The organism is Chryseolinea lacunae (assembly GCF_016735595.1).
Classification (GTDB): Bacteria; Bacteroidota; Bacteroidia; order Cytophagales; family Cyclobacteriaceae; genus Chryseolinea; species Chryseolinea lacunae.
Map to the genome: position 1 here is coordinate 84,189 of NZ_JAERRB010000009.1, position 17,243 is coordinate 101,431.

At 52.3% G+C, this 17,243-nt stretch carries 15 protein-coding genes; 1 reads left to right on the forward strand and 14 read right to left on the reverse strand.

The annotated features are described in order from the left end of the window. Window positions 1-4 precede the first annotated feature (4 nt). Window positions 5-1,414: an FAD-binding oxidoreductase gene (locus JI741_RS22400; protein ID WP_202013661.1), complete on the forward strand. Its 1,410-nt coding sequence runs from the start codon at window positions 5-7 to the stop codon at window positions 1,412-1,414. A 59-nt stretch (window positions 1,415-1,473) separates the two neighbouring features. Here JI741_RS22400 and JI741_RS22405 read toward each other — a convergent pair whose 3' ends face one another. The 14 genes from JI741_RS22405 to JI741_RS22470 all read right to left on the reverse strand — a co-directional run bounded on the left by JI741_RS22405 (window position 1,474) and on the right by JI741_RS22470 (window position 17,234). Then, on the reverse strand, window positions 1,474-1,884 hold the full coding sequence (locus JI741_RS22405; RefSeq protein ID WP_202013662.1) for an exosortase F system-associated membrane protein: 411 nt from the start codon (window positions 1,882-1,884) through the stop codon (window positions 1,474-1,476). Next, on the reverse strand, window positions 1,881-2,417 hold the full coding sequence (gene xrtF, locus JI741_RS22410; protein ID WP_202013663.1) for an exosortase family protein XrtF: 537 nt from the start codon (window positions 2,415-2,417) through the stop codon (window positions 1,881-1,883). Before xrtF ends, JI741_RS22405 begins: the two co-directional genes overlap by 4 nt. Before the next feature lie 39 nt (window positions 2,418-2,456). Further along, window positions 2,457-3,098 carry an acetyltransferase gene (locus tag JI741_RS22415; protein ID WP_202013664.1) on the reverse strand — a complete coding sequence of 214 codons (642 nt, stop codon included), beginning with the start codon at window positions 3,096-3,098 and terminating at the stop codon, window positions 2,457-2,459. Then, window positions 3,095-3,709: an acetyltransferase gene (locus tag JI741_RS22420; protein WP_369411841.1), complete on the reverse strand. Its 615-nt coding sequence runs from the start codon at window positions 3,707-3,709 to the stop codon at window positions 3,095-3,097. The genes JI741_RS22415 and JI741_RS22420 overlap by 4 nt, the downstream gene beginning before the upstream one ends. Beyond that, the gene (locus tag JI741_RS22425) at window positions 3,696-4,301 is read right to left on the reverse strand and encodes a sugar transferase (protein ID WP_202013665.1); all 606 of its coding nucleotides are present in this window, start codon (window positions 4,299-4,301) and stop codon (window positions 3,696-3,698) included. The genes JI741_RS22420 and JI741_RS22425 overlap by 14 nt, the downstream gene beginning before the upstream one ends. Window positions 4,302-4,472: 171 nt before the next feature. Beyond that, window positions 4,473-5,519: an NAD(P)-dependent alcohol dehydrogenase gene (locus JI741_RS22430; RefSeq protein ID WP_236676224.1), complete on the reverse strand. Its 1,047-nt coding sequence runs from the start codon at window positions 5,517-5,519 to the stop codon at window positions 4,473-4,475. Between the two features lie 37 nt (window positions 5,520-5,556). Then, a complete protein-coding gene (locus JI741_RS22435; protein ID WP_202013666.1) occupies window positions 5,557-6,726 on the reverse strand; it encodes an efflux RND transporter periplasmic adaptor subunit in 1,170 nt (389 codons plus the stop codon). A 9-nt stretch (window positions 6,727-6,735) separates the two neighbouring features. Beyond that, window positions 6,736-9,951, reverse strand: a complete 3,216-nt coding sequence (locus tag JI741_RS22440) for an efflux RND transporter permease subunit (RefSeq protein ID WP_202013667.1) — start codon at window positions 9,949-9,951, stop codon at window positions 6,736-6,738. Window positions 9,952-9,953: 2 nt separating this feature from the next. Further along, a complete protein-coding gene (locus tag JI741_RS22445) occupies window positions 9,954-11,390 on the reverse strand; it encodes a TolC family protein (protein WP_202013668.1) in 1,437 nt (478 codons plus the stop codon). Between the two features lie 229 nt (window positions 11,391-11,619). Further along, a complete protein-coding gene (locus tag JI741_RS22450; protein ID WP_202013669.1) occupies window positions 11,620-12,603 on the reverse strand; it encodes an aldo/keto reductase in 984 nt (327 codons plus the stop codon). Between the two features lie 87 nt (window positions 12,604-12,690). Beyond that, window positions 12,691-13,590, reverse strand: a complete 900-nt coding sequence (locus JI741_RS22455) for a helix-turn-helix domain-containing protein (protein WP_202013670.1) — start codon at window positions 13,588-13,590, stop codon at window positions 12,691-12,693. Between the two features lie 285 nt (window positions 13,591-13,875). Beyond that, a complete protein-coding gene (locus JI741_RS22460) occupies window positions 13,876-15,054 on the reverse strand; it encodes a glycosyltransferase family 4 protein (RefSeq protein ID WP_202013671.1) in 1,179 nt (392 codons plus the stop codon). Then, entirely contained in the window at window positions 15,051-16,049 is a 999-nt protein-coding gene (locus tag JI741_RS22465; protein WP_202013672.1) for a polysaccharide deacetylase family protein, read from the reverse strand. The genes JI741_RS22460 and JI741_RS22465 overlap by 4 nt, the downstream gene beginning before the upstream one ends. An 18-nt stretch (window positions 16,050-16,067) precedes the next feature. Beyond that, complete coding sequence (locus JI741_RS22470; RefSeq protein ID WP_202013673.1) at window positions 16,068-17,234, reverse strand: hypothetical protein; 1,167 nt, start codon at window positions 17,232-17,234, stop codon at window positions 16,068-16,070. Between the last annotated feature and the right edge of the window lie 9 nt (window positions 17,235-17,243).

Genomic DNA, 17,243 nt, shown 5'->3' on the forward strand with positions numbered 1-17,243 from the left:
GTCTATGCTCTCAACACTCGATCAGGAAACCAAAACCCCCACGCTCAACGAACAAGCTCTCTCTTCCTTCCGCGCACAACTTCGCGGCAACATCATCACCCGAAACGATCCCACCTACAACAACGACCGGAAAGTCTACAACGGCATGATCGACAAACGTCCTCTGCTTATCGTGAAATGCCGGGACACGGCCGATGTGATGGCCACCGTGAACTTTGCGCGCAACCAGAACCTGGTGCTGGCCGTGCGCGGCGGTGGTCACAATGGCGGCGGCCTCGGCCTGTGCAACGATGGCCTGGTGCTGGACCTCTCGCTCATGAAAGGCATACGCGTGGACCCCGTCAACAAAACCGTGCGCGTAGAAGGTGGATGCCTGCTGGGTGAGATGGATCATGCCACGCATGCGTTTGGTATGGCCGTGCCCTGCGGCATCAACGCCACCACCGGTGTGGGCGGGCTGGCCTTGGGTGGAGGCGTGGGCTACCTCTCGCGCAAATACGGCCTCACCATCGACAGTCTTCTTGAAGCCGATGTGGTGCTGGCCGATGGAAGATTTCTGACGGCCAGCGCAAATCAAAATGAAGACCTGTTCTGGGCCATTCGCGGCGGCGGCGGAAACTTTGGTGTGATCACGTCTTTTCTTTTCCGCACACATCCCGTGAGCACCGTGTATGCCGGCCCCATGCTCTGGAACCTCGACGAATCGCGCGAAGTGATGGAATGGTATCGCGATTTTATGAAACACGCACCCGACGACATCTATGGTTTCTTTGCCTTTCTGGTGGTGCCGCCGGTGGCACCCTTCCCGGTTGAATTGCAGTCCAAAAAAATGTGTGGCATTGTGTGGTGCTACACCGGCGCGTTAGACGATGCGGAGAAAGCCTTCAAACCCATTCGCGGATTCAAGAAACCCGCGCTCGACTTTGTGGGCCCCATTCCTCACCCGGTGCTGCAAAGTTTGTTCGACGCCCTCTATCCATCGGGCATGCAGTGGTATTGGAAAGGTGACTTTGTGAACGAACTCACAGATGCTGCCATCGACATTCACTTGCAGTATGGCGAACAGCTCCCGTCCATGTTCTCCACCATGCACCTCTACCCCATCAACGGTGCTGCGGCGCAAGTGGGCAAGCATGACACCGCCTGGAACAATCGCGACAGCACCTGGGCTATGGTGATTGCCGGCATCGACCCCGACCCGGCAAACAAAGATGTGATCACACAATGGGCAAAAAACTATTGGCAGGATCTGCACCCGCTTAGCGCCGGTGGATCGTACGTGAACTTTATGATGGACGAAGGCACCGATCGTGTGAAAGCCACCTATGGCGAAAACTATGATCGCCTCGTGTCCATCAAGAAAAAATACGATCCCAAAAATCTATTCAGCGTAAATCAGAATATAAAACCATAGCGGGAACAGTTGATTCTTCTTCCGGATGGCCTTGCAAAATCGTATATCCGGAAGAAGAATTATTTTTCTTCAGTCGGTGCTTTATACTTCTGATAATAGAATGCCGGAATGAGCAGCATCAACAAAGTGGGGTTGAGCACAAGGCGGTGCAGAAATGAAATCAACGGGCCGTTGTAGAACGGGAAGTATACTTTCAGTATAAAATACGGAAGCAGAAAAACGACGAGCCCCGTCACCTGTACGTACACGGCAAACACGAGATACTTGCGCTCCACAAACAAGGCATAGATAAGCGCGATGGCAAGCGCATCGTTGAGCAGGAAACGGATGGTGCGATTGACAAGAAAGTGGCTCAGGTGCGATCCTCCCATCCCAAACCAGGCGGCCACATCCACGCGCTGGAACAGGAACACCAGCACCATGCCGGCTACACTAAACACACCTATAATTTTGCGATAGCCAGGGCTCATGCCTTCGGAATTCGTAGACCCGAATATTTTCTCACCCACCAGATCCACAACACAAACACGACGAGATAGAGAAAGGCCGTGAACAAATACTTATGGGTAAAATACATGGCGTCCGGCATATAGACGGCAACCCAGAACAGGGAAACGATGCGCCCAAGGTTTGCTACGTGAAGAATGAACAACCCCATCACCGAAAACCAGAGCAGGTTCCGGCCCATCGGTCCGAACGCCACCAGGAAAGCAATGAAGATGATGGCCACGTTGATGCCATTGCAGCCTTCATAGACCGCCAGGATGTTGTCGGTCTTGAACACCATGTTGGTGGTGGGTGCCGCCAAATCGTCCACGGCCGTGGTGGGCCATCCGCATGCACTGAGAAACCACGCCGATTGCACCGTCACTTCGCGCGTGGCGCCATCCACATGGGGGCGATAGCGTGTCACATACGCGCCATAGAGCAGGTTGGCCACCACATAGATGCCCACAAATTTCAGTAAAAAAAATACGGTCGGTTTAAATTCCTGCCACGACATACGGTAGTCTGTAAAAAGTTAATACGAAGCCCTGGAGGTTCATTTCGAAACAGAGCTTACAATTTTTGCGGGCACACCCACGGCGGTCACCCTTTCGGGCACATCGTGAATAACCACGGCGCCCATCCCAATCTTGCTCAGGTTGCCGATGGTGATTCGGTTCATGATGGAGGAGCCTGAGCCGATGAGCACACAATTGCCGATGGCCACCTGCCCCGCCACATTCACACCCGGCATCACCGACGTGCACGACCCAAGGGTGGTGTCGTGCCCGATGGTGCAGTTGAGATTCACCAGCACGTGCGCGCCCAACCGGATGTCGGTGGTGAGCACGCTGCCGGCACAGAGAATGCTTCCTTCGCCCACGGCAATGGATGCCTCATCCTGCAAAATAACAGACGGATGTTTCAACACGGGGAAGATGACGCGGGGGCCTTTAATTTTTGATGCGGCTTCGAATTTCATCACGGGATCGCCAAAGGCAATCACCACATGAACGGGTTTGTCAAACGCCTTCAGCGCTTCCACGCCACCCAAAACCTGCACACCTTTCACCAGCGTGCCAGCGGCCAGGCTGTCGTCGAGAAAACCGATCGGCTCAAAACGGTCGAGTGCGCGCACCAGCGACAACACTTCCTTGCCCAGTCCTCCGGCCCCATAGATCAGCAGTGGCTCTTTCATGGTTTGTTTATTTTAATGACGCGCGCCGGATTTCCCACGGCCACGCCATAGTCAGGCACATCTTCTATCACCACAGCGCCCGCACCAACGGTAGCCCAGGCACCCACTTTTTTTCCGGGAATGATGGTGGCACCCGCACCAATAAACGCACCTTCGCCAATCTGCACGGTGCCACACAGAATGACTCCCGGTGCGAGGTGCACATAGTCGCCAATCACACAATCGTGATCGACGCGCGCCCCGGTGTTCACAATCACGTGATTGCCAATGCGCGCTTGCGCCTGCACAATAGCGCCGTGCAAAATCATGCTTCCGGCACCAAGTTCGGCAAAGGGCGAAAAGATAACCGAGGGGTGCACCGCGCTGGTGAACCCGTGAACCGTGTTTTGCACCACGCGCTTACGCACCCCGTTGTCGCCAATGGCCACAAGGGCCAGTGCGTTAGGATGAAAAGAACGGTCGTAGGCGCCGCGCTGCGGAACGCCAAACAACGTGCCCGAATACTTCGGATCAAAAAGCGCCAGCACGGTTGCACCTTGCGCCAGCAGGCAGTCGAGCACCACGCGTGCGTGCTCCCCTCCTCCCTGCAAAATTATATCATGCGTTGCCACGAAATTTTTCCATTGTTACTGAAGTCTCACTGCTGATGCCTTCGGCCTTGAATACTTTCAGGACGGTTAAAAATAATATTTTCAAATCTAATCCCATCGACACGTTTTCAACATACCACACATCGAACGCAAACTTCTGTGGCCACGACACCGTGTTGCGGCCATTCACCTGCGCCCACCCCGTGATGCCGGGCTTCACATCGTGGCGGCGACGTTGCTGTTCATTATACAACGGCAGATATTCCACCAATAACGGTCGCGGCCCAACAAACGACATGTCGCCCTTCAGCACATTGACCAGCTGCGGCAATTCGTCGAGCGATGTCTTGCGAATAAACTTGCCGATGGCCGTGAGGCGTTGGACGTCGGGCAGCAGGTGCCCCTGGGCATCGCGTTCGTCGGTCATGGTCTTGAACTTCACCACGGTGAAAATTTCGCCGCCTTTGCCGGGGCGCGGCTGCATGAACCACACCTTGCCGCGGTTGGCAATAAACAAAAGGCCCACACAGCCCAGCAAGACCGGTGAAGCCACCACTAAAATCACGAACGAGCAAAGCGTATCAAAAAAAGGCTTGACAATGTGTGTATACAAGGATACTAAAGTTAAGCCCCAAAAATAGCCATTTTATTCAACACCTGTTCATGGTCCATCCCAAAGCATCGGGGTGCCGGTTTGCTCATAAAAAAGACGGCCCCGTGCTTCGCTAGAGCACGGGGCCGTCCAACTATTTGCACAGCCCGAATCGACTGTGTTTGAGGATCGCTATTTCAGGGATGCGAGGTCGATCACGAAACGGTATTTCACATCGTTTTTCAACATGCGTTCATACGCTTCGTTGATGTAGGGCATGTCAATCACTTCCACATCCGACACAATGTTGTGTTGCGCGCAGTAGTCCAGCATCTCCTGTGTTTCCGGAATGCCGCCAATGAGTGAACCCACAATGCTCCGGCGATTCATGATGAGATCGAAAGAAGGCACTTCAGAAGGACGCGGTGGAACGCCCACCACCATCATAGTGCCGTTGGTTTTGAGCAGATTCAGATACGCGCTGTATTCATGCGGTGCCGAAATCGTGTTGAGAATGAAATCGAAATGGTTACGGAGCGATTTCATTTTGTTGGGATCTGTGGTGAGGGCAAAGTTGTGTGCCCCCAGTTTCTTGGCGTCGGCTTCTTTGGAGGCCGATGTGCTGAGCATGGTCACTTCCGCGCCAAACGATGCGGCAAACTTCACACCCATGTGGCCCAGTCCTCCTAAACCAACCACGCCCACCTTATGGCCTTTGCCCACACCCGTGTAGCGCAGCGGCGAATAGGTGGTGATGCCCGCGCAAAGCAAAGGCCCCACACCTTCCAGCGCCAGCTTGTCCGACACTTTCAGGGTATAGTCTTCATTCACTACAATCTGTGTGGAGTAGCCGCCATAAGTTGGGATTTTAGAATTGCGTTCATAGGCATTGTAGGTTCCGGTCATGCCGAAGTCACAATACTGCTGCAACCCCGCCTGGCAATTGGGGCACGTGCGACAAGAGTCCACGAAGCATCCCACACCCGCCAGATCGCCGACCTTAAAATTTTTCACACCGGCACCTACTTTCAATACACGTCCAACAATTTCGTGGCCGGGCACCATGGGAAATATGGAACCACCCCACTCGTCGCGGGCCTGGTGCAGGTCGGAATGGCAAACGCCACAATACAAAATATCAATTTGCACATCATTCACGCCCACATCGCGGCGTTCAAAATTGAAGGGCGCCAAGGGCGACACCGCACTGGGTGCGGCATACGATTTTACTGGAATCATAAAGGTTTTGTTTGGGTTAGGTTTATTACTCTTTTTCTTATTTGCTCGCTGTTGGTTTGGCGAGCGATACTTCCTTCACGTTCGAAGCTGCTGCACCGTTCCGTATCTCCTCGCTCGCCACACGCACCAGTTGATCGCCCGGCGACAGGTTGCCATAGACTTCAATCTTGCCATCGGCCGAACGGCCAAGCTCCACGTCCACCCACTCGACGGTATTGTTCTTGATGCGAATCACAAAAATGCTTTCCGCTGCATTCACCACCGCCGACTTCGGAACCACAAACGTGCTGTCGATGCCCGCGAGCGGAATAACAACATCGGCAATCATGCCCGGCAAAAGTTTTTTGTTTTTGTTCACCACATCCATCTCCACGCGCTCGGCACGCAAACGGGTGTCTAGTGCGCCTGCGTGACGCGTGATGGTGGCATGAAACAACTCATTGCTGCGGGCGCGCACTTTGAACGACACGTCGTTGCCGGTGGCCAGATAGGATGTGAACGCTTCGGGAACAGACACCACCAAACGCATGTGCTGTTGTTCCTGCAACACAAACATCGGTTTCTCAGAGCCCTTTCCGGAAGGTCCCACGTTCGCCCCGGGGTTCACATTACGGGCACTGATGACACCTTGAAACGGAGCTCGTATCTCCAGGTAGTTACGCGTGTTCAACACTTCGCTTTGCGCTGCGGTGGCCGACGCCAGTTGTTCGTAGTCGGAATTCATTTTGGCCTGCGCCTGATCGAGGTCGTTCTGCGAAATGGTGCCGGGTGTCTTGCTGGTTTCCAACAAACGTTCATAGTTGGCTTTGCTAGCGTGATACACGGCCTCCTGCGACTTTTGACGCGACGATGCACCGTTGAGGCGCGAGGTCAACTCGGGCGCTTCCAGCGTGGCCAACAGCTGGCCTTCGCTCACCTCACTGCCCACGTCGACATAGATCTTTTTCACAAAACTATTCTCGCGTGCATAGAGATCTACCTGTTGGAAAGAAATCAGTTCGCCGGGAATGTGCAACGCCGTGCTCAGCTTGGCGCGCTGCGCGGGAAACACTTCGATGGTGGGAGGCGACGCAACAACCGCATCCTTTTCCTTATCCGATTTTTCGGCCGACGCGCCACAGCCTGCAAGCAGCACGGCGATCAGCCCGCTCGCTACAGTGCTGGTGAAAAGTCCGGGGAGATTCAAATGTATTTTCTGGTGGTTCATAGTCTCAGCTTATGAAGGGATATAAAATTTACTGTCTTTGTCTTCGGGATCAAGCGACACCGAAACGGTTGTGGTTTTCTCTTGCACCCAGGCAAACACCAGGGGCAGAATGACCACCACGGCAAACGTAGAGGCCAGCAGGCCGCCAATCACGGCACGGGCCAGCGGCGCTACCTGATCGCCACCTTCGCCGTGACCAATGGCCATCGGCAACATACCTACCACCATGGCCACACTGGTCATCAGGATAGGACGCAGGCGCAGCGCCGCAGCTTCTTTGGCCGACAGCATAGCGTCGCCGTTGTGCAGACGCAATTGTTCGGCGTTGGTGATCAACAACACGGCGTTGGCGATGGACACCCCTACCGACATGATGATGCCCATATACGATTGCAGGTTTAGGGTGGAGCCCGTCAGCAGCAACAACACCAGCGACCCGAGAATAACCGAAGGCACTGCCGTGAGCACCACAGCCGATACTTTGAAGGATTGAAAGTTTGCCGCCAGCATCAGGAAGATCACCACGATGGCGACCAGCAAGCCCGATTGCAGACTGTCCAGCGTTTCGTTCAATACCAGGCTAAGGCCAATAGGTTCAATCTTCATACCGCGTGGCAACTCGCCTAACGACTCGATGGCTTTTTTCACATCGGCCGATGCCGTGCCCAGGTCTGTGTCCCGCAGGTTGGCCGTCACAGACAAAACAGGGAGCGCCCCCACATTGTCGGCTTCGCCATAGATGGTGTCGTGTTCGAAGGTGGCCACATCGCTTAACAGCGGACGCGATGCATTCCTCAGAATAGGGATCGCACCCAATTCGTCGGCCGATGTCAGTTGGTTCTCCGCAATCTGTACCTGCACGCCATAACTCAGGTTGGACGTTTCATCGAGCCACACATTCTTTTCCGTGTATCGCGACGACGACGTCGAAGCTATGAGAGAGCGTGAAATATCGCTCATGTCAACGCCCAGTTGTGCGGCACGCGTGCGATCGATATTTATGTTTAACGCCGGATATTTTATGGACTGCGCCAACTGCACGTCGCGCAGATAGTCGATCTCTTTCAATTTCGCCACCACTTTGCCAGCATACTCTTCGTTCTGCTTTTTACTACGGCTTGTAATGCGCACTTCCACCGGTGTGGGCGATCCCTGACTCAGAATTTTATCCGTCAGCTCGATCGGCTCAAACGACATCCGTAAATCGGGCATCGCCTCCTTCACTTTTTTCCGGAAGTTATCTTTCAATTCATCCATATCCCCTTCGTACGATTCTTTCAAAGCCACTTGCAACACCGCTTCCTGCGAGCCGCTGGTGAACAGATAAATAGGACTGATGGAAAACAACGCGGGGTGCTGACCAATATAGGCCGACGTGATGCCGATGTTTTCTTTCCCTACCAACCCCTCGAGAATGCTGATGGTCTTGATAAGCTTCTGTTCGGTGCGCTCGATGCGCGTTCCGTCGGGTGCGCGCAGGCGAAGCTGAAACTGACCCGAGGTCACTCTGGGCAACACATCGCGGCCAATCGTGGTGAGCAACAGCGCCGCAGCGGCAATCACCAGAACCAGATAGGCCGTCACAATCACTTTACGCTGTCTCATCAAACGATCAAGAAGTTGCAGGAAGCTGTGACGAAACCGGGCAAACCCTTTGCGCTTGCCATCTTCGTCCTGCTCCTCGAGCATTCTTGTTTTTTGATCGGCCGCATCGGCTTTGTCATAATGTTCGACGGAACCGTTTTTCGAATGATTCTTCATAATCCAGTTTGCCAACACAGGCACAAAGGTCTGCGACAACAAATACGACGTGATCATTGAGAAGCCGATGGCAAGGGCCAGGGGAAGAAACAACGACCCGGGTATGCCCTTCATGGTGAACGCCGGTGCAAACACCGCGAGAATACAAAACAGGATCAATAATTTTGGGAACGCGATTTCCTTACAGGCATCCCAGATGGCCAACGCTTTGGGCTTGCCCATGTCGAGATGCTGGTGAATATTTTCAATGGTCACCGTCGACTCATCCACCAAAATACCAATGGCCAGCGACAGCCCGCTCAACGTCATGATGTTGATGGTTTGTCCAAACAACTGGAGAAACAAAACGCCCGATATGATAGACGTGGGGATGGTGAGAATCACAATCAAGGCACCGCGCGGATCTCCCAAAAACAAGAGCACCATCAACCCGGTGAGGATGGCACCAATGGCGCCTTCGGAAATGAGGCTCTTCACGGCGTTGATCACATAGGTCGATTGATCAAATTCATACGACAGCTTCACGTCATCCGGAAGTTGAGCCTGAAATTCATTCAGCTTCCCCTTCAGACTTTGCACCACTTCCCACGTAGACGCATCGGCCGATTTGGCAACGTTAAGATAAACCGATCGCTTGCCATTCACTTGTGCATAACCCACCGTAAAGTCGGCGCCGTCTTCTACCGTGGCCACATCGCCGAGGTAAAGATTTTGCACATCGCCTTTGAACAATGGGATTTTTTCGAAGTCTTTTATTTTTTTGATCTGGTTGTTGGTTGGCGTCAGGTAGTTGTAGTCGCCAATCTTGATGCCTCCCGAAGGTGCGGTTTGGTTATTCACACGCAGGGCTTCCACCAGTTGGTCTGGGGTGAGGTTGTGTGAGCGAAGCAATTCCGGGTCGGCCTTGATAACAACCGTCCGCAGGTTACCGCCAAACGGTGGAGCAGCAACAATTCCGGGAATGGTGGTGAACGACGAACGCACATACACATTGGCAAGGTCCATCAGTTCGTTGTTGGACCGTATTGGACTCGACAACACCAACTGCCCCACCGGCAACGTGGACGCATCAAACCGGATAATAAACGGCGGCTGCGACCCCGGTGGAAAGATTGCCTGAATCCGGTTGGCAAACGCGCTGAGTTCCGCTGCGGCTTGTGCCATGTTGGTGCCCGGATAGAACGTGATCTTCATCAACGTCAACCCTTGTGTATTGCGCGTTTCGATGACCTTGATGCCGTTCACATACAACAGGATGTTGATATACTGTTTTCCAAAATACGCTTCCATTTGTGTGGGCGTAAATCCCCCGAAAGGGTGCGACAGATAAATCACCGGAAGATTCATGGCGGGAAAGATGTCGATCTTTATGGTGCGCACAGCACCAATACCAAAGAACAACATACCGGCCACCAGTACTAATATGGAGATGGGTTTGCGGAGTGCTAATCGAATTAAATTCATACCTACGGAGCCTGGTTAATAAACAAATCAAAATCACCGGAAGCTGCCGCCTTCAACAGCAGCGCCTGCCATACATTTACATACGCAATACTCTTATCAACCTCAGCCTTGTTCAACGCCAGCATCGCCACCTGCAGGTCGACAATGGTGGTGAGGCCGTTTTTATACAACACACTCTTTTGCAGATAAGCATCGGAAGCTGCGCGGTATTGCAGCGGCACTTCCTGCATACTTTGCAAACTGTTGGCAATGCGCTGATCGGAAAGGATCAGTTGATTTTTTAGCTGCGTATTGATCTGATCAAATTCATAGCGATAGGCTTCGGAGACATAACGTTGCGCATGCACCTGTTGCCTCACCTTGAGCGGACTGACAAGGTTCCAGGCAATGCTCACCCCGGCCACATAGTTGTAGCGCGAAGGATTAACGCCCTTGCCATAGTCAGTCGTGAAGCGATCCGGAAACTCTGGTGTATAATTATAATCAAACCCCGACGCACGCGCCTGGTAAACACCAAAAAGGTTCACCCCGGGAAACAGACTGCGCTTCGCTACACGGGCCGCGCTATTGGCCTGGTCGATGCGCGCCTGATAAAACTTGACTTGAGGATTTGCCGAAAGATCGAGCGACGAGGTGAAGTTGGTTGGCGTGTTGAACACAAACGTAGTGTCCAGCAAAAACACACCCGACGTGGTATTCAGCAATTGCGCCAGCTGATTGCTCACCTGCTGTTCGTTGTTGTGCATTTCAATGAGCGACAACTTGGCCCGCGATACTTCCGAATTGGCCAGCGAAGAATCGACACCGGCATTGAGACCCGTTAACGCCCGCGCCCGCACATTCTGCTGCACAGATTGTGCGCGACGCAGATTCGCTTCGGCATTGCGAATGAATTGCTGCGCCACCAACAGATTGAGGTAGGCTCCCGAAATTTTCACCCGGTGAATAAATTGCTCTTGTTCCAGATCGGCAGAGTCGCGACGCACTTGCGCATCGGCAAGCTGAATGCGCGATTGCACACGGCCAAACGTGAACACCTCCCAATTGGCATTGATGATGTAGAGTGCACCAAACGCCGCGTTCCAGCTTTCGTCGCTATAAGACGGACCGGCCGACGCCACACCCAGCACACCCACCGCACCCAGCGGACCAAACTGCCCGTTCACCGTGCCGTAGTTTTGTTGCACGGAAGCAATCACGTTGGGAAGATATTCGTTGCGGGCATTCTTCGACAACGCTTCCGAGGCGTTGAGGTAGTTGCGCTTGGCCTGGATGCTTTGAAAATTTTTCACACCCAGATCCACCGCTTCCGAAAGCTTGAGCGGACCGGCAGACTGCGCGTGTGCTGCAAACGAAATGACAAAGGACAGGAAGACTGCCCCGAAGAAAGATAAAAACGTATAGCCCGCACGCGCGGGCCGTACACTGGTGGTATACATGCTATTCATATTAGGCGTGCTAAACGGAAACCGAAAGCACGCAGGCTGCATGCTTTCGGTTTCGCTTTTATGTTGCAATCGTTTTCCGGATTTGGGTGATTCTTGAAGGCGGGAGTGTGATAGTTCGGTTCTTATGTTCTTGTTGTCTATCATCTGTATGTATTTCCGTGCCTTATCTCCAATGGTCCGGGTGTATAAAATCAAAAGTCAATGCAAACTTCTTCATGCGTTAGTGATTCAGCAGTTTCATGGCACCCTCGCTATAGCGTTTTCCGGTGTCGGGAAATTTTGACAGCAGGTCGTCGATGGCTTTCAGATCTGCAGTCTGGAGAACAATGTCGGTTGCGCCTGCATTTTCGTTCAGGTATTTTCTGCGCTTGGTGCCGGGAATGGGAATGATGTCTTCCCCCTGTGCCAACACCCACGCCAGGGCAAGTTGCGACGGGGTGCATTGCTTTTGTGCTGCCAATGCCGCAAACTCATCCACAAGTTTACGGTTGTTATCCATGTGTGCGTCGTTGAATCGCGGCAGGGTTCTGCGGAAGTCATCAGCGGCAAGCACGGTGGTATCAGACAGTGTGGCGGTCACCAACCCCCTCGCCAACGGGCTGTAAGGAATAAAGCCAACGCCCAGCTCGCGACAGAGCGGCAGAATTTCCGTTTCCACATCGCGTGTCAACAAAGAATATTCACTTTGAAGCGCGGTGATGGGATGCACGGCGTGTGCCTTGCGAATGGAAGCCGACGATGCTTCGGAAAGACCCAGGTAGCGCACCTTGCCTTCTTTCACCAGCGTGGCCATGGCGCCCACCATCTCTTCTACTGGCACCTTTGGATCGATGCGATGCGCATAGTATAAATCAATCGTGTCGATCTTCAAACGACGCAGGCTGTCTTCTATGGCTTGCTTTAAGTGAGCAACAGAGCCATCGAAGTAATAAGAGCCATCGTTGTTGCTCCGAAAGCCAAACTTCGTAGCAATAAAAATCTTGTCGCGGTTGGGCGCGAGCACTTGCGAAATCAATTCTTCGTTGGCACCAAAGCCATACATATCGGCAGTGTCCCAGAAATTGATGCCCAGGTCCAGCGCGCGATGGAGCGTGGCGATAGACTCTGTGTTGTCCACCGGCCCATAGGCGAAGCTCATCCCCATGCAGCCCAGACCCACGGCGGATAGCGTTTCAGTTGTGTTCCCTAGTTTTCTGTATTTCATATGCTCAATGTATACGGCAAAGCTACCGTGGGGGCCGACCGGCAGGCTTATACATTTCAAACGAAAGATTATAAAATTCAAACAATCTTACTGCCGGAACGATGTGGGCGTGAGATTCGTCTGTTTTTTAAAGAAGGTGTTGAAGTAGGCCGGGTATTCAAACCCCAGACCGTACGCGATTTCGGAAACGCTCCAACCCGTGTGCTTCAACAAAGCCTTCGATTCTTTTATGACCCGTTCGGTGATATGTTCTGTCGTCGTCTTTCCTGTAATTTCTTTCACGGCGCGATTCAAATGATTGACATGAACAGACAATCGTTCGGCGTAATCGTTTGCCGCACGCAGTTTCAGCGTCTGGTCCGGCGAATCGATGGGGAACTGTCGCTCCAGCAATTCAATAAACAACGACGCGATGCGCGCCGAGGCATTGGCATACTTAAAATACGTGTCGGCAGGCTGCAACTTCAGCGCCTCGTGAATGATGAGGTGCACGTAGTTCCGAAGCAGCTCATACTTATAAATATAGCCCGAATCGATCTCCTGGAGCATTTTTTCATAAATCTGACAAAGGTTTGCCTCCTGCTCTTTAGAGACGAAGAACACCGGGCTGCCCCCGATCTGAAACAGCGGCGACTCCAGCAAACTGTCGTTCCGGTGCACGTTGATGAAGCCTTCTGTGAACAGACAAAAATAGCCCGCTTGTTTTTCGGATGTTGCTTCCCAAGAATAGGGAACGTTGGGATTAAAAAAAATCAACGCGGTGCGATTGATCTCGATGGCTTTGTCGGCGTAGTATAAAATTCCTTCGCCGATGATGAGCGATATCTTATAGAAATCGCGACGATTATAGGGCACAACTTTCCCGCAGGATTCGCGCGAGCACACGTTGAAGTGGCCCATCTCGGCCAGCTCTGAATTGCTTTCGGAAGGGCGCACTTTGGACGGATATCGCGTGTAAAAATCCGCCAGAGTTTCCTTTTTCTGCATGATTCAAAATTATAAAATTCAAATAAGGTATTACGAGGGAGATTGATGAAAGGTTATTAGTTGTTGAGAGCCGGGGTATAGGTGGGGACTGGTGGTGCGATTTTCCCCAAATTCCACAGCGAGTGAGGAACATCTTCCACACGATGTTATGGGTAGAACTCCCTGAAAAAGGAAGAGGCTTTCAAAACCGTCTGTTCTGAAAGCCTCTTAGGCTTGTTTTCCGAATGAGGCGGATAACGCCACTTCAAATACATTTTCAATATTACCAATGACGTGCCGGAATTGTTAAGCGTTGCCCCTCAAACGTTCGTATTCACGTTGGATGGCACTCCAGACCTGCCGACGATCAAAATGAGTCGCCACAAATTCGCGCGCCGCTGTCGCGAACGATTGTCGCTTCGTTGGGTCGTCAACAAGTTGTTCCATTGCTGCGCCCAGCATCTCCACGTTCTTCGGAGGAACGATCAACCCAGTCCTGCCGCGCTCAATAATTTCATTGCACCCGTTAATGTCCGACACCACGCATGCCACCCCCAGCAAACACGCCTGCATCACCACATTGGGGAACCCCTCGCGATAGCTGGGAAAAACAAACACATCCGATCCCATGATCCAGGGGCGCACATCTTTTTGAAACCCCGGAAGAATGATGGAAGGACTGGTTTTTAAAAATTCATAAACATCGGGCGGAAGCGGATCAAGTTCCTGCTCAAAAGGCCCAACCAAAACCAAAAACAACCGCGAGTTCGCGGCATTCCGTTTTATCTGCAGTGCCTTGAAGGCTTCTACCAGCTCTACAATACCTTTGTCGCGCACAACACGCCCCACAAACGAGAACACCACATCCGACGGACCAATGCCCCGCTCCTCACGCCATTGACGCGCCTGGGCCTCAAGCTCGGGTGTGCGCTGGAAGAACGTGGTGTCAATGCCATTGCTGCTGCCCTTGCCAATGATCTGTACCTTCGAGGGATCGGTCTTCAAGACGGTGAGCATGAATTCCTTCAGGCCGGTTGAGTTAGGATAGACGCGGGTGGCACAGGCATAGGTGATCTTCTCTGTCGCATCCAGCACCGTTCGTTTCAGTCCTGTGGCCTCCATCAGCGGCAGCCCCGCCACGGTGTGCATGCGCACCTTCACCCCACACCAGCGCGCGGCCATCATGCCCAGCAGGCCGGCCTTGGGCGTGTGCGTATGCACCACGTCGGGCTTCAGGCGCCGCATGAGCCGGATAAGTTGCAACAAACATTGCAGGTCCTGGATGGGCGTTATCTTCCGGGTGAACGGCAGCACATAATGTTCCACCCCCTCTTTCAACACCTCGGGGATCTCCGGCCCTTCCGCACTGACGGTGCACACGTCATAGCCTTGTTCGCGCATATAGGCAAACTGCCCCTTCAACAACAAATGCAACGAAATGGGCACCGTGGTGATGCGCATCAATACAGGCCTTCGCTTGGTCATGCTTTTTTCAGGATAAGGTCTGCCACCTCCCCCATGCTCAGGCTTTGCATGCCATGCTGCTCGCGGCACTGCACAAACGTGTCGAGTATGCGCCGCAGTCCATCCATGCTTTGCTGGGGATAGTTGCCAAAGTTATGAGGATGCCACCAGAGGTGATAGACCTGCTGCTGTTGCGCAGCACGTTTCATCTCCGCCTGGATGCGGGAAATTTTTAGGTTGTTCAGAAAATATTCCTTCGGTCTGTAGGGCCGCAGCAACCGGCTGGCCGGAATGCACAACGGCAGGCCTAGAGCACTCTCAATGCTGCCGAGCGGGTAGGTATTGGCCTTTCCCACCGGAAAGTAAGCATCCAAACCCCGGTTGAGCCGCTTCCACATCGACTCATGCTGTGTGCTGCGAATGTTCCAGAACCAATCGCGCGGATTGTCGCGCACGGCCACAATTCCTTCTTCGTAGCAAGCCTTCAGATATTCTTCATTAAACTGATTGCGCGGAAACACCAGCGACCGCAACCGCTTGCCATACTTCTCGGCCGACAACTGCGCCGCCCGCAAATCGGCCCGAAACTGCTCCACCGTCTGCCCCGCCTCATTACAATAGTAATGCGCAAAAGTATGCGACGCCAACTCCTGCCCCGGCGTCTCCAACACCCGCTGCACCAACGACCCCGCATAGTGAAACGGATCGTCGTCTTCGTCGTTACCAATACCATGTTTCTCTATATACTGATAGGCCGACAATTCGCGCTGCGCATACGACGGCTGAAGCGTTGGCAAGGTTTCTTCCAGGGAATGTCGCGTGGTGTGGAATAACATACCGACCGTGGCCCACGTTACATGCACATCGCTTTGTTCAAAAAGCCTCAACATTTCGGGAATCACCTTACGGGTGTTCATAAAATATTGACGGTAATTTTCCAGCGGCCATTTTTCGAAGCCACCCCAGTGGAGCTCGAAGTCGAGGGAGATGATGAAGGTTCCTTGTTTCAATGTCATAGATAGGCTCCTGGAATTTTAAGTATGCGCCGTTCCATCGGCCATCTTCCCCGCGATCGGCATCGGTGGAGTGCGTCTCATCTGCCGCTGCAAGGTGGCCTTGTAGGCCTTCATCTTTTTATCGTCGAGAAAGGCGATGATGACGAACATGAACAGCATCATCACCTGGCTTTTCTGACGGATGGCAAGACCAAGATTTCCGGATATCTGGGCCAGGGCAACTGAAACAGTTAGAAAGCTAAAGAAAGCAGTCTTTACCATAAAATTCCCTTTTATCAGAAATTGGATACCTGCCATATTCAAAAGTTGAAACGTGATCAACAAATAAAATATATTTTCGAATGACACGATTAGTCCCAACATACCTGGCGCATCTACAAAAAGAGGGCGGTATAGGAATGTAAAAAGTTGCATCGGCAAACTGTAGCTCGTGATATCAACACCAGAGGTAGCCTTGGAAAGTTCTGTAGCACGGTGCGACAAATCCAGTCCCTGTGCAACAAACTCCTGCTCGTCTACGCCCACCAGACTAAGCACGTCGCCATAGATATAGAAAAACGAAATGCCCACACAAAAAAGAAAAGCCAGGCGCAACGGCACCGACACACCTTTTGTCGTGAACACAAAGCCAATAGCCGACGAGATTAACATCACCAGCATGATGTGCGGGCGAACATGATAGATAATAAACGCACCGATAGCAATGGCCACCCAACGTGTTCGGATGCTCGTGATGCCATAAAAGAACAAGGCAATCGCCATAAAAATGGTTGATCCCTTTCCAAAGGAAGAAGACCAAAAATGCATGTTGGGCAAAAAAAAGATCAGAGTAATCAGATCAACCCCAAAAAATTTATGATCGAATTTTATGTTCTCACGAAAAAAAACATAGAAATAGATATACCCCACAAAACCAAAAAAAGCAAACAAAGCCATAGAAGCTTCGTAGCTGAATCCAAGATATTTAATGAACGGATAGCCAACAAACTCAATGAAGCGTGTACTTGTTCCATAGAAACTAAACCACGTATCACCTCTGAAATCATTCACTACCTTCTCGTAATAGAAATTAGAATCGGAAGGATTGAACAATGCATATAAATAATACACAAAGGCAAGCAGTGTGTGATAGTAGAAGAGTCGCCTCAGCAGGTCGGCATCTAGAAAAGGATATCTTTTCTTCAATCGGTCGAT

Bases quoted from the DNA above. Each gene is read 5' to 3' on its own strand.
- JI741_RS22400 (WP_202013661.1), top strand. From the start codon at position 5: ATGCTCTCAACACTCGATCAGGAAACCAAAACCCCCACGCTCAACGAA.
- JI741_RS22405 (WP_202013662.1), bottom strand. From the start codon at position 1,884: ATGAGCCCTGGCTATCGCAAAATTATAGGTGTGTTTAGTGTAGCCGGC.
- xrtF (WP_202013663.1), bottom strand. From the start codon at position 2,417: ATGTCGTGGCAGGAATTTAAACCGACCGTATTTTTTTTACTGAAATTT.
- JI741_RS22415 (WP_202013664.1), bottom strand. From the start codon at position 3,098: ATGAAAGAGCCACTGCTGATCTATGGGGCCGGAGGACTGGGCAAGGAA.
- JI741_RS22430 (WP_236676224.1), bottom strand. From the start codon at position 5,519: ATGATTCCAGTAAAATCGTATGCCGCACCCAGTGCGGTGTCGCCCTTG.
- JI741_RS22435 (WP_202013666.1), bottom strand. From the start codon at position 6,726: ATGAACCACCAGAAAATACATTTGAATCTCCCCGGACTTTTCACCAGC.
- JI741_RS22440 (WP_202013667.1), bottom strand. From the start codon at position 9,951: ATGAATTTAATTCGATTAGCACTCCGCAAACCCATCTCCATATTAGTA.
- JI741_RS22445 (WP_202013668.1), bottom strand. From the start codon at position 11,390: ATGTATACCACCAGTGTACGGCCCGCGCGTGCGGGCTATACGTTTTTA.
- JI741_RS22450 (WP_202013669.1), bottom strand. From the start codon at position 12,603: ATGAAATACAGAAAACTAGGGAACACAACTGAAACGCTATCCGCCGTG.
- JI741_RS22455 (WP_202013670.1), bottom strand. From the start codon at position 13,590: ATGCAGAAAAAGGAAACTCTGGCGGATTTTTACACGCGATATCCGTCC.
- JI741_RS22460 (WP_202013671.1), bottom strand. From the start codon at position 15,054: ATGACCAAGCGAAGGCCTGTATTGATGCGCATCACCACGGTGCCCATT.
- JI741_RS22465 (WP_202013672.1), bottom strand. From the start codon at position 16,049: ATGACATTGAAACAAGGAACCTTCATCATCTCCCTCGACTTCGAGCTC.